At 58.5% G+C, this 13,042-nt stretch carries 8 protein-coding genes and 1 pseudogene; all 9 read right to left on the reverse strand.

Going from position 1 to position 13,042, the window contains the following annotated elements; genetic code table 11:
- Window positions 1-142: 142 nt before the first annotated feature.
- Window positions 143-1,402 (reverse strand): PKD domain-containing protein, encoded by a 1,260-nt coding sequence (locus MUN79_RS03930; protein ID WP_244676485.1) that lies wholly within the window; start codon window positions 1,400-1,402, stop codon window positions 143-145.
- Between the two features lie 80 nt (window positions 1,403-1,482).
- Entirely contained in the window at window positions 1,483-2,961 is a 1,479-nt protein-coding gene (locus MUN79_RS03935) for a RagB/SusD family nutrient uptake outer membrane protein (protein WP_244676486.1), read from the reverse strand.
- Window positions 2,962-2,982: 21 nt separating this feature from the next.
- Window positions 2,983-4,833: a SusC/RagA family TonB-linked outer membrane protein gene (locus MUN79_RS03940; protein ID WP_244676487.1), complete on the reverse strand. Its 1,851-nt coding sequence runs from the start codon at window positions 4,831-4,833 to the stop codon at window positions 2,983-2,985.
- A complete protein-coding gene (locus MUN79_RS03945) occupies window positions 4,767-5,582 on the reverse strand; it encodes a TonB-dependent receptor plug domain-containing protein (RefSeq protein ID WP_311136747.1) in 816 nt (271 codons plus the stop codon). Before MUN79_RS03945 ends, MUN79_RS03940 begins: the two co-directional genes overlap by 67 nt.
- Complete coding sequence (locus MUN79_RS03950) at window positions 5,504-6,166, reverse strand: carboxypeptidase-like regulatory domain-containing protein (RefSeq protein ID WP_244676489.1); 663 nt, start codon at window positions 6,164-6,166, stop codon at window positions 5,504-5,506. Before MUN79_RS03950 ends, MUN79_RS03945 begins: the two co-directional genes overlap by 79 nt.
- Window positions 6,163-6,675: a fibronectin type III-like domain-contianing protein gene (locus MUN79_RS03955; protein WP_244676490.1), complete on the reverse strand. Its 513-nt coding sequence runs from the start codon at window positions 6,673-6,675 to the stop codon at window positions 6,163-6,165. Before MUN79_RS03955 ends, MUN79_RS03950 begins: the two co-directional genes overlap by 4 nt.
- Window positions 6,676-6,768: 93 nt before the next feature.
- Window positions 6,769-8,723, reverse strand: a pseudogene (locus MUN79_RS03960) (glycoside hydrolase family 3 protein); the annotation flags it as partial.
- Between the two features lie 288 nt (window positions 8,724-9,011).
- Window positions 9,012-11,039, reverse strand: coding sequence for a 7TM diverse intracellular signaling domain-containing protein (locus tag MUN79_RS03965; protein WP_244676492.1), 2,028 nt, complete (start codon window positions 11,037-11,039; stop codon window positions 9,012-9,014).
- A gap of 118 nt (window positions 11,040-11,157) precedes the next feature.
- A complete protein-coding gene (locus tag MUN79_RS03970) occupies window positions 11,158-13,023 on the reverse strand; it encodes a cellulase family glycosylhydrolase (RefSeq protein ID WP_244676493.1) in 1,866 nt (621 codons plus the stop codon).
- Window positions 13,024-13,042 lie beyond the last annotated feature (19 nt).

Genomic DNA, 13,042 nt, shown 5'->3' on the forward strand with positions numbered 1-13,042 from the left:
ACTGTACTTGCGCCCTTTCCGGGGCCATTCTTTTGCGGGAGGCTCCAAGCCCGGAGCCAGCGGGGGTCGGCTCCGGGCAGGTTTCCTTAAAGGTACCGTGCGCTCAACAAAGGAGCCTGGTAAAAATTCACCTCTCCCCTACTTAGGGCTTTACAACCATTTTGATGGTAAACACGGTGCCGCCATTCAGGCCGCTGCCGGCCCGAACCGTCATCTTTTTATCGGTGATTTCCAGAATGCGGTATACCTGCTCCGTGGGCGAAGCATCGGTAGCACCAATAAAGGCCCCGGGCCGCGAGAGGATAAACTGGGCCAGGCCTGCGCCGGCAGCCGGACCGAAGACGAAGGGTGAAGTACCGGTTTCGGGAGATTTGCAGACGTAGCCAGCACCGGCCGAGAAGGTTTCAGCCTTGGCGTTGTAGCTGAGCGTATTGTTGACGGAGAAGGTGTATTCATCATCCGACTGGCAAGCGGGCAGCTCACCGGGCTTCACACCGGCGAAGTACTCCAGCGGGTTGGCTTCGGTACCAACGGTGATGGGCGCATCGGCCTGGTTATCCAGCATCCAGGTTCTCGACGAGCCACCAGTCAGCAGCTGCTTGTAGGGAGCCGTGGCGTCATAGGGCATCAGCGTCACGATGGTGCGGGTGCCGTCGGGGTTGGTGCCGCGCAGGCGCAGCTTGGTGTCGGTAGCTTCCAGAATATCGTAGGTCTTGTTTACCACCGAGTCGGCCAGGCCGATAAAGGACTTGTTGCCCTTCAGGATAATCTGGGGGTTGCCGTTGTTGGGCCGGAACACGAAGCTGCCCGTGTTGTTGCGCGAGCTGCCACAGGCACCGTTCTGGTAGGTCTTGCCGGCACTTTCGTAGTTGAGCGTGTAGGCGTTGCTAAACGAGAACTGGTCGTCGAGCTGGCAGGCTTCCAAAGTAGTCGAGGACGAAATCTGGTTGCCGCCCGCGTCCTGCTTGACAACGGCGCCGGGCGCATTCGACAAAGACCACACCTTAACCCCACCCGCGGTGCAGCCCACAAGGTTGCTGAAAGCCGATATGGTGCAGGCATCGGGGATGGTCACGGTCTGCTTCGAGGAAATGCCCGTGCCGCCGCGGCCTGAGGTCAGCAGTTCCACTTCGTATTTGCCGGGCCGGGGGTAAGTGTGCTGGGCTTTTTCGCCGCTCCCGATGGAGTTGTCGCCAAAGTTCCACTGGTACACGAAGCCGTCCTTGGACGTGCTGGTGAAATCAACGACGGTAGGAAACTCGGTGGTATTAGCCTGGAAGGTAAAGTTGGCCTGGGGCACGGCGCCCTCCAGCTCAAAATCTTTGGCGTCTTTCTCGCAGGAAGCCAGCAGCAACGGGGCTGCCAGCAAACTCAGCGTGGCCAAACGGAATATATTTTTCATGGGAAGTCAGTGGAAATTTTCGGTGGGAGGCATCCTGCGCGGCCTGCCCCAGCCACTGCGGCGGGCAGGCCGGCAGTTGATTAATAGCCGGGATTCTGGCTCAGACCAGAGTTCACGTCGCGCTCCGACTGCGGAATGGGCAGCAGCACGTTATGAGGCTTCACGCCCTTGGCCTTGAGCTGGGGCGAGGTGAGCAGCTCACCGGTGCGCTTCATATCAAACCAACGGTCCATTTCGAAGGCCAGCTCGTACTTACGCTCCCGCCACACGGCCCGCTTGAAGTCCTCGGCACTGATGCCGGCGGCAATGTCGCGGTTGGTAGCCCCACCAAAAGCGCGGCGGCGTACCGTGTTGATGGCGTTCAGGCCTTCGGCATTCGGGCCAACAGCCTCCGCCAAAATCAGGTATACCTCCGCCAGGCGCATCACCGGAATGTTCAGCTCCGAGTCCCAAACGTTGGTGTTGACTTTACCTATAAACCACTTTTTCACCCCGTAGCCGTTCGGCGAGCCTGGCAGGGAGCTGGGCTGCACGCGGCCGTCAGGATACTTGTCGCCGGGCATCCAGATGGTCACCTCCCGGCGTGTGTCGCCGGTCTCGTAGCCTTCCACGAAGTCGGGCTCCGGAATGTTGAAGCCGTAGCCGCCCTGGGGTACGATACCCTGGCCGCGGGGGCCCATGAACTCGTTGCCGCTCCAGCCCAGTCCATCCTGGGTCCACTGGTTGCGGCCCGCAATGTACTGCACTTCAAACATCGACTCCTTGCCGTTCTCGTTGGCTACCTTGAAGTTGTCGCCGTAGTTAGCCCACAATGACTTGCCGCTGGAGCTGATGATGTTGCGGGCCTGGGTGGCCGCCTCCGACATTTTGCCTTCGGTCAGATACACCTTGGCCAGCAGCGCTGCCGCCGACCACTTGGTAGCCCGCCCGATATCCTCACCGCTGTAGGAAGCGGGCAGCTTGTTCATGGCGTCGAGCAGGTCGGCTTCAATCTGGGCGTAGACCTGGGAAACGGGGGTGCGAGGAACGTTCACCTCGGCCGTCGTTTTAGGCGGCTTGGTGAGCAGGGGCACGTCGCCGAAAGCCCGCACCAGGTCGAAGTAGTACTTGGCCCGCAGAAACTCAGCTTCGCCGATGCTGCGTGTCTGGATGGCGGGGTCAATGCTCATGCCCGGCACCTTTTCCAGCACGATGTTGGCGCGGCCAATACCGACGTAGCAGCTGCCCCACAGGCGCGTGGTCAGAACGTTGGTCGTGGGAATGTTGAAGTTGTCGAGCTGCTGTTGCTCCAGGCCATCGCCGCCGCCACCGCCGCCGGTAGTCGACAGATCGGAGCCGATATCCCCGATACCCCAGAGGGCGGAATTGTACTGGCCGGCCTTGCTTAGTTCGCTGTAAACAGCGTTGGTAGCCTGAATGGCGTCCGTGGTTGTTTTGTAAAAGTTAGCGTCGGTTACCTGGTCGGTAGGCGCTTCTTCCAGGAACTTCTCACCGCAACTGGTGAGCAGGCCCAGCGTCAGGAGCAGGGCGCTGCCGGAATATTTCGTGAAGGTAGACATCGTGGGAGGGTAGTTAGGAGATTAGAAACCGATGTTGAGGCCGGCCAGGAACACGCGCGACTGGGGGTACACGCCCAGATCGACGCCGCGGGAGCCAACTTCAGGATCGAAGCCGCTGTACTTGGTCAGGGTCAGCAGGTTCTGGCCGCTGACGTACACGCGCAGCTGCTTGGCTGCAAGGCGGCTCATCAGGCCAGCGGGCAGGCTGTAGCCCAGAGTCAGGGTTTTGATACGCATGTACGAACCGTCTTCCACGTAGTAGCTGCTCACGCGCAGGTTACCGTTGGGGTCACCGGCTACGGCGCGGGGCACGTCGTTGCTGGTGCCTTCGCCGGTCCAGCGGCCCAGCACCCGGCGGCTGCCGTTGCTGTTGCCATACAGGGCGCTTTCCAGGATGTAGCGGTTCTGGTTGTAGATGTCGTTGCCCTGCGAGCCTTGCAGGAATATGTTCAGGTCAAAGCCTTTCCAGGTCAGCGTGTTGTTAACACCATACGTGAAGTCGGGGTTCGGATTGCCGATGAAGGTCCGGTCGCTGGCATTGATAACGCCGTCGTTGTTGAGGTCCTTAAAGCGGATGTCACCGGCCGCCGTGCTCTTGGCTGGGTTGGCGCCGGCTTGCTGCACGGCGTGGTTTTTCACTTCTTCCGGGGTCTGGAAAAGGCCGTCGGCCACCAGACCATAGAAGGCACCAAACGCCTGGCCCTGATCGTAGCGCACGATTACGCCGCTCAGTACGCTCAGACCGTCGTAGGGCTTGCCTTCACCCAGCGACTCGAGTTCCGTCTTGTAAGCCGACACGTTCAGGGTAGTAGTCCAGTTCAGGTCCGAACCGGCGCCCCGCACGTTGCGGGAGGTGAAAGAGAAGTCAATACCGCGGTTGTAAGCCGAAGCCGCGTTGCGGTTTACGGGCTCAAACGTACCCGACACCAGCGACACTGGCACGGGGGCAATCAGGTTGGGCGAGCTGCGGTTGTACAGGTCGATGGTAGCCTCGAAGCGGTTGTCCAGGAAGCCGAAGTCCAAACCAATGTTTGCCTGGTTGTTGGTTTCCCAGCGCAGGTCGTAGTTAGGCAAGCGAGTTGGAGCCGCACCAGTCTGAATGGTGCCGTTGGGGCCAAAGGGATACTGAATGCCGGAATTCACGGCAAACAGATAGGCAAAGCGGCCAGCGTTGTTAGGGTTACCTACTTTACCATAGCCAGCGCGCAGCTTCAGGTTGCTGATGGCGCGGTTGCCTTTCATAAACTCCTCTTCCGAGATGCGCCAGCCGGCCGATACGCCGGGGAAGAAACCGAACTTCTTGCCGGGCTCGAAATTGCTCACACCGTCGTAGCGCATGATGGCCTGGAACAGGTACTTACCATCGAACTCGTAGTTCAGACGACCAAAGTAGCTGGCCAGCTTCTGCCGGGGCTCCAGAGTACCAGAGTTAGAAATCTGGGTGTTTACCGGACCGGAGTTGATCGTCTGCAGGTCGTTGCGCAGGTAGCCCGTGCGGTAGGCGCCCACATCCTGCTTGTCGATAATCTGTCCCGACTGACCCAGCAGCACCGTAACCTGGTGGCGGCTGGCAAACACGTGGTCGTAGTTCAGCGTGTTCTCGATCAGGTAGCTCGAGTTGTAGTTGGCCGTAGCCGAGCCGCCGGCTGTAGCCTGGCCATAGCGCGTTGAGTAAGTTTCGTCGCCTACTTTCAGCTCCGGTACCCCGGGGCGGAAGGCGTTGTAGTTATCGAAAATCAGGTCGGCACCTACGTTGGTGCGCCAGCGCAGGCCCTTGAGAGGCTCCAGCTCGGCAAAGAAGGTCGTCAGGCCGCGGTTGCGCACAAACTTCTGGTTGCTGATCGTAGCCGAGGCCAGTGGGTTTTCCTCCACGAAGTTGTCCTGGGCGCCACGGGGCTCATAGTAGTAGCCGTCGGGCGGTACACCGGGATGATGGACGGAATCCGGATGGCCTGCTGAATCGTGCCGTATTCGCCGTTGCGCGAGCCCTCGGTACCACCGCCCGAGGTAATCTGCCGGTCCCGCAGGTGGGTCAGGGAGATATTGCTGCCGACCTTGAGAATTTTGTTCAGCTGCAGGTCGCCGTTGGCCCGCAGCGTGTAACGCTCGAAGGTGGAGCCGATTACGGTACCATCCTGCTGGAAGTAGCTACCCGACACGGCAAAGCGGGCCTTGTCGCTGCCGCCGGTAGCCGACAGGGCGTAGTTCTGAATGGCAGCGCGGCGGAATACCTCGTCCTGCCAGTCGGTGCCTTCACCCAGGGCATCAGGGTTACGCAACCGGTCTACGACGATTCGCTCGCCACCGGCAATGCGGTTTTCGTTGTTGATAATAGCGTATTCCTTGGCCGTGAGCAGGTCCAGCTTGCGCCATACCTGCTGCACGCCACGGTAGGCATCGAGGTTGATAGTCGATACGCCGGCCTTGCCCCGCTTGGTGGTAATGATAACTACACCGTTGGCAGCCCGCACCCCGTAAATAGCCGTAGCCGAAGCATCCTTCAGGATGTCAATCGTCTCGATGTCGTTGGGGCTAATAGCATTTAGCTGGTTCTCGCCGCCCTCGGGCAGTGGGAAACCGTCGACGACATATAGGGGGTTGTTGTTGCCGGCCGAGGTGATGCCCGTACGCGGATAGAAGTACCCGCCGCGCCGCCGGGCGCGCCGCCGTTGGAAGTTACCGTAACCCCCGCTGCCCGGCCCTGCAGGGCCTGGGTAGCATCAGCTACGGGCTGGCTAGCAATTTCGCGGGCCGAAACTGAGGATACGGCGCCCGTTACGCTGGCCCGCTCCTGGGTACCGTAGCCCACTACGACTACTTCACTCAGGGCTTTGAGGTCGTCGGCGAGCGTCACAGCGAAGTTGCTGCTGTTAGCGCTTGTAACTGGCACCTCCTGACGCAGATAGCCCACGTAGCTGAATACCAGCGTGCTGTTTTCGGGCACGCTCAGCACGAAAGTACCATCCGAGTTGGTCGAGGTACCGATGGTCGTGCCTTTCACCAGCACTGTCACGCCGGGTAGTGGCTCACCGGTGCTTTGGGTCACCCGACCCGATACCTGGATATCAGCCAGTGAGGGGCGTCCGGCGGTGGGAAGCGGCAGGGCGGAGGAACCGGCCAGAGCCGGGGCTGCCAGCACCGGCAACCCAAGAGTTGCCAGTAACAGGGCCCGCCGCAGGAAATACGGGTAATTACTTGAATTCATGAGGGTAGGAATTGGAGGTGGAGAGCAAAATTTACTAAAGCACCCAGGTCAAGCACACGCCAGCCGGGGCCAACAATTCTAAGGTTGGGAGCCGGAGCTCTTCTGCCCATCGGGGCCGAGGTAGAGGCAGCCGGCCCCGCGTAGCGGAAGCGGCGGGCCTGGTCGCCCACGCGCAAGGTGAAATAGCCGTCTTCCAGCTGAGCCTGGCCCTGGGCATTGGGGTAGCTCAAATGTTTCTGGGGCTGAATCTCAAAGACCATGTCGCGGCTTTCGCCGGGCTGGAACTCGCGCTTCTCAAAGTGCTTGAGCAGGCGCACCGGACGGGTAATGCGCCCTACTTCATCGGTCAGGAACCAGAGCACCGCTTCCTTGCCAGCCCGCTTGCTCGTGTTGGTTACCTGCACAGTGGCCCGCATGGTGCCGCTGCCGCTGAGCACTGAGTCGCTGAGCCGCAGGTTGCTGTAGCGGAAGGAGCTGTAGCTCAGGCCTTCGCCGTACTCGGTAAGCATGGCGGGTTTGAACTTAGGGCCCCGATTCTCGAAGCCAGCACCAAAGTCGCTCAGGTCGAGCGAGTTTTCGTTGTTGTCGTGGTGGTAAGGCGAAATATGGCCAGCAAACTGCGGATAGGTAAAGGACAGCTTCGCGCTAGGATTTACTTTGCCGCTGATGATTTCGGCAATGGCCTGTCCACCGCCAAAGCCCGGCAGCCCGCCCCAGATAATGGCCGATGACTTCTCAGCTACGGCCCGGATAATACTGGGCCGCCCCCGATAACTACCACCACCGTGGGCTTACCGCCCGCCTGGGCCGTGCGCACCAGCTGTTGCTGCTCCTCGGGTAGCGTCAGGTCGCTGGTGTTGCCCAGGCCTTCGGTATAAGGACGCTCCCCAATGGCTACGATTACGGCATCAGCCTTACGGGCAGCGGTAGCAATGCCTGCGAGGCTGAGTTTACCAGCGGCATTCTGATACGGTATGGTTTCAACCTGGGCCCCGGGAAATTCCTTTTTCAGAGCGGCGTAAATTGTCAGTACTTCTTTGGGGTACTCCGCTTCGGGGCGGCCCTGCCAGGCCAGCGTCCAGCCACCGGCCAGGTTGGCGCGTGAATCAGCCGAGGGGCCGACTACCAGCAGGCGCTTCACAGAAGCCGAAGCCAGGGGCAGCGTCTTGTTCTCGTTTTTAAGCAGCACCACCGATTCGCGGGCTGCATCCAGGGCCAGCTGCTTTAAAGCCGGGTCACCCACGCGGTTGAGGCGGTCGGTGCGGGGCATAGGGTTTTCGAACAACCCCAGTTCATCCTTGAGCTGAAGCACGCGCCCTGCTGAAAGGTTTATGCGTTCTTCAGTTAGCCGACCTTCCTGCACCAATTCCTTTACATAGCGGCAGAAATTAGTCGTATAAGGTGTCATGGCCATATCTACCCCGGCATCAATGGCCATAAAGGTGGCTTCCTTCTCGTTGGCCGCCGTTTTCTGCACCCGTACCAAGCGGATGATATCCTCCCAGTCGGTAACGGCTACCCCTTTAAAGCCCATCTGAGTGCGCAGCAGGTCGGTCAGTATGGCTTTGGAAGCATGCACCGGCTCGCCGTTGATCAGGCCGCTGTTAATCATAATAGTTTTCAGGCCGGCATCCATGGCCGCCTGAAACGAGGGGCGGAAAAACTCCTGAATTCGCTGGTCCGAAATCATGGCGTTGGTCCGGTCCCAGCCGTTGCGCGGGTCAGAGTAGCCTAAAAAGTGCTTGCCGCACCCCGCTACCTTGTAAGGAGCTATTTCTTTGTTCTCCTGCAACTCCTTTACATAGGCTGCGCCCATTACCGAAGCCACCAGCGGATCTTCACCATACGTTTCGTACACGCGCGGCCAGTAGGTATTCACGCCCAGATCGAGCACGGGGGCGAATACCCAGTGGTGCCCCAAGTCAGCCGACTCTAGCACTGTGGCACGTGCAGTTTGCCGGGCAAACTCAGGGTTGAAGGAGGCACCCAGGTTCAGGTTGTGCGGGAAAATAGCCGTGCCCGACACATAGCTGGCCCCGTGCATATGGTCGATGCCGTAGATAATGGGAATGTGCAGGCGCGACTCGCGCATGGCAATTCGTTGCAGAGCCGCCGAGTACTTCACCCACTGTGCCGCCGGTACTGCTTCCCCGTTCAGGAAAGAGCCCACATGGTACTCCCGAATCAGGGGCACCAGCTTAGCCGAGTCAAGGGTAATGTCGCGCTGCACACCGGTCGTATTAATAACCGTGTTGGCCAGCTGCGTCATCTGCCCAATTTTTTCCTCCAGCGTCATCTGGGCCAGTAGCGCCGCTACTCGCTCACTCACCACAGCGCGTGGTAGCGCGCTACCGACCACAGAAGAAGAAGCTACATTAGAAGCAACCGTAGCGGCCGGAATCGTTTGCATGCTGGCACGTTGACAGGCGCTTGAAGCGCATATCATGGTACCAAGCAGAAGCACGCGAGCAGCATGAGCCGGCAGTGTCTTAAAGACAAAAGAAGGGCTCTTAACAGCTCCGGCGGAAGCTACCGATGCAGAGTGAGAAGTAGTCATTTTGATGGGGGAATACCCAAAGATATCTTTACTTGTTCGGCAAATGCAATAGCAAAAACCCTTTATACGCTCAATAAACAGGGTTTTTTCACCTACTTCACATCGTGATTATACACTTACCACACACACACAACCCCAGTAATACAGGCTAAATAGAAGCTAGGCCCCATTTTGCACCTAAATTGTACTTGCGGCTAAAAAACAATGAAAAAAGAGGCGTCAGGGCCTCTTTTTCCGAAAATATTTTTGGCTACTAGGCTGATTTGTGCTGCAAACGTTTGCGGCTACTTAAGAACGCTCTGTTTCTGCCACTGCTTGATCTTCCTCTACGGTTGTGGTAGCATCAAGCAAGATGTGAGTCCATCCTTCATTTTCATCATAGTCAGGAGCTTGTCGGCGGCGGCGCATGGCCTCCAATACTTTCTGGCTAAAGCTCCAGCAAGTACCCTGGCGTAGCTCCAGAACTCGGGAGAGCTCCTGGGACGAATAATTGCCCTTGTGCGTGTAAATCAGGAAGACAGCGTAGAAAGCCTTGATAATCGAGAATTTACACTTCTGCAGCATGGTATAAGCCGTAGCCGATTCCACGTAACGGCATTTGGTGCAGCGGCGGGCGTGGGCTTCGCGGGCATCACAATACTTCTCGTGTCCACACTTGCGGCAGCGGTACCCATGCGCCCACTTCAAATCGGCTAAGTAGCTCAGGCAGGCGTCTTTATCAGGGTAAATCTGGCTAAACTCACCAAAATCTACTTCTTTAGACAAGACCCTTGCCGTTTGGGCTTCCTGCAGGTCACGCTGTAGGTCAGCATTAAGCTTCTCAATAGCAGCTGACTGCAAAGCCAACAAACCGTTTGCCTGAAGCAACTCCCGGTTTTGCGCTACAATGGTCTCACTCTGCCGCCGCAGTTCCTCGGTGCGCCTCGCTACCTGTGCTTCCAGCTCAGAGTTGAGCTGATCCTTCAGACTTTGATTCTGGTGCAGCTGTTCCACGAGCCGGTCCTGGGCTAAGTGCTTCTTGCGCAGCTGCTTTACCAGCTTTTCCTGGGCCCGGATGGTGGCATCCTTGATGCTCTTGATTTTTTCTCCGAGGGCATACGATAGCACCGCCACCTCAAAAACGAAGGCCACGTTCATGCTATACACGGTAAAGGCGTTGTTGAAGAAGTCGACGCCCAGCTTGCGGGTAATGAGGAATATGAGACTGATAACTACCCCAGCCTGGGCCAGCAAGAAGATGCGGGCTGGCCTGAATCCTTGTCGATATACCTGAATAGCAGCATAGTACAGCATACCATAGGGCAGCAGATACAGCCAGAAGCTGAAGCCCGACTGAATAAAAATGGTATCCAGCAGCAGCAGGCCAGCACTGAACAGTACCACCAGGCGCAGAATAGGGTCGAAGCGGGGCAGGCGCTGGGGCGCGTCCAGAAAGTGACGGGCATAGTACCCAAAGGTGAGCAAAAGCAGAATAGGAGCTCCGGCATTTACTATCTGGTTGAGCCAGGGCAGCGTGGGCCAGATATACTCAAAGCCCAAGCCGTCTTCAGACAAGAACAGCAGGCTACAGCTCAGCACATAGGCCACGTAGCGCAAGTAAGTCTGCTCGCCTATGAACAAGAAAATGAACAGGTTATACACCACCATAATCAGCAGCACACCATAAAAGCCGCCGAGCATACCGTACTCGCTCTGGAAGTGCGACGAGAGCATGGCCTCATTGCGTAGACGGCCCAGAAAGCTAGTCTTCGAGCTTGATTTTAGCCGCAGGTAGTAGGTGTGGGTCTGCCCTGGTTTCAGGTGCAGGCTGAACAGGAAGTTCTTGTAAGCGTAAGGCCGGGTGGAAAAGGGAAAGTCGGCGCCGGTGCGTACCCCGGTGTACTGCCCGCTCGGACCGGCCCCATAGAACGTCAGGTCATTGATGTGGGAGTCGAACATCTCTAGGTACCAGTGATGCTCATCGTAATCATCAGTATGCACGCTGATGCGCAGCCAGTAGGCCGACTCGGTGTTCTCAATGTTGCCGGCCTGCTTGCCACCGGAGGTCACGTCGCCCGACTGGAAACGGCTATTCCACTGCGGGCTAAGCACATCCTGAATGGTGAGCCTACCCGAAGGGTCCTCGAGCACGCTATAGTATACCGGTTTGACATACAGCTCATTGATACCAGCGTGAATGCGCAGCGTATCTTCGTGCGGAGCCGCTCGGGCGGCCGTGGCGAAGCAGAAAAAGAGCAGGCTCAGGTAGCCTAAAAATTGCCAGATGGGAAGACCAGCAGCCTGAAGTCGGGGGAATTTGCAGATGTAGGGCCTCATGTAGCTCCCAATTTAAGGAAACCAACGCAGGGCTGCCAGTAGCGCCGAAATTGGAAGTTGCTTTTGACCAGCTACTGGCACGCAGAGGTCAAGAAAGCAGCGGCTGGCTGAGCGCGGGTTATTGCCCGCCCTGGGTGGTTGGGGTGGTAGTTGGGTTGAATTGCAGCCAGCTCACGCTGGCGCCCGGCTGCTCCACATAGAGCTGCAGGGTATGCTTGCCAACTGGCAAAGCAGTGGTAGGCACAGAAATGGTAGTCCAAGATGAGGCCGCCGCCGCTTGGGGAACTGTCAGCGTGCCGACCACGGCCGCATCCAGCTTGACGGTGAGCTTGGCCGGGGCGCTGGTATCATTTTTCACCCGGGCCTGCAGCGTGTAAGTGCCGGCTTTAGCTACGGTGACGGTGTAGTTGATCCATTCACCGGCAGCCATGTCACTGATGGCGAATCCGTTGGAAAGCTTGTCGGAGTTGATCTGGATGTCGATACCGTCGTTGCGGTATACGCTGCCGTTGTTGGTGGGTGCCTCCTTGCGGTAGTCGATTCGCTCGGCGTAGGCATCCTGGTACGCAATGCCATTGCGGCCCATGTCGTAGTCGGTGGCGTGAATGGTGCCGGGGATGCGCAGGGCAGTGTAAGGCACGCGGGCTGTAGCGGGGCCGGTGAGGGCCGCAATAACGTCGCGGTTGGGTACGCACTCCTTGAACTGGATATTGCGCAGCAGTGCGGCGCGGCCTTCCGGCGTGAGGATGCTACCGTAGTTGCGCACCCGCAGCAGGCTTGTGACGCCCTCCACCCGCTTCAGGTTCCAGTGACACCAGCCAATATTTTGGTTATTAAGCCCTTGCACGGCCCCGGCAAACCACTCGTTGGAATTTTCGCCCGTTTCCCCCACCCATACAGGTACCTGCCATTTGTCGCGGAAAGCGGCCAGGTTAGCCAGCAGGTTGATCTGGTTCGGGTTGGGGTCGGTGGCGGCGGGGTCGTTGGGGCACCAGTAGCGGTGGGCGTTGTAGACGAGGTTCGTCCGGTCCTGAACCTGGAGCTTGTCGGGCGTGAGGTTAGTGTACTCGTTACCGTAACCGTTGCCTTCGAGCAACACCAAGTGCTGGTCGCCCTGGCGGCGCACGGCGTTGATCAGGCGGCTGTAGAGTCCGTTGATTTCCGCATTGTCGTTAGACAACCCATTCTCGGCATTGACTTTATGCGGCTCGTTAATAAAGTCGTACATGGCCACCCGCGGGTCTTTCTGGTATCGGGCCGCCAGCTTTTCCCAGAGCCGCACCGTGATGTCCTGGTAAATCAGGCGGCCTTTGGCGTCTTTGCGCTTCCACAGGTCCAGGGGCAGGAAGTTGTCGTTGATGTTGCGGTCGAAGCCCTGGCCGCCGGGTGCCGCGTGCAGGTCCAGAATGACGTACATGTTGCGGGCCGCGCACCAGTTCAGCACCTGGTCGATGATGCGGAAACCGTCGAGGTTCTGCGAGTCGGTAAAGAGCCGGTCCTGGTCGTACCACTGGGTCAGGCTCTGCACGTAGGCATCCAGGTTGCGGCGGCTGCGGCTCACCTTATTACGCTCCAGACGTTGCTCCCGGGTCAGAAACAGGTCGTAGTGAAACGGCAGCCGGACGCAGTTGAAGCCCTGAGCCGCCACGAAGTCGATGTCGGCCTTGGTCACGAATTTGGCCCGGTAATCGGCGTAGAAATCTTCCAGTTCCTTATCCGACATGGTGCGCAGCAAGCCACCCCGGATGCGGGCCTGGGAGTCGAGGGTGTCGGTTTTGAGAATGTAGCTTTCCTGCAGCAGCCAGCCGCCCACATTGAAACCCCGCAGCACAATCTCCTTACCGCGGGCATCCACGGTCTTACCGCCCTGGGCGCGGAGCATGGTCAGGTTCTGGGCGTGAGCTTGCCCAACGTTCAGCAGGGCGAGAGAAAGGGCGAGCTGAGAAAGCCGGCTACGCAGCCGCTGCCAATTAAGAGTGTTCATAAAGTAAAAGTAGGGGGTC

It is taken from the genome of Hymenobacter cellulosilyticus, from assembly GCF_022919215.1.
GTDB classification, from domain to species: domain Bacteria; phylum Bacteroidota; class Bacteroidia; order Cytophagales; family Hymenobacteraceae; genus Hymenobacter; species Hymenobacter cellulosilyticus.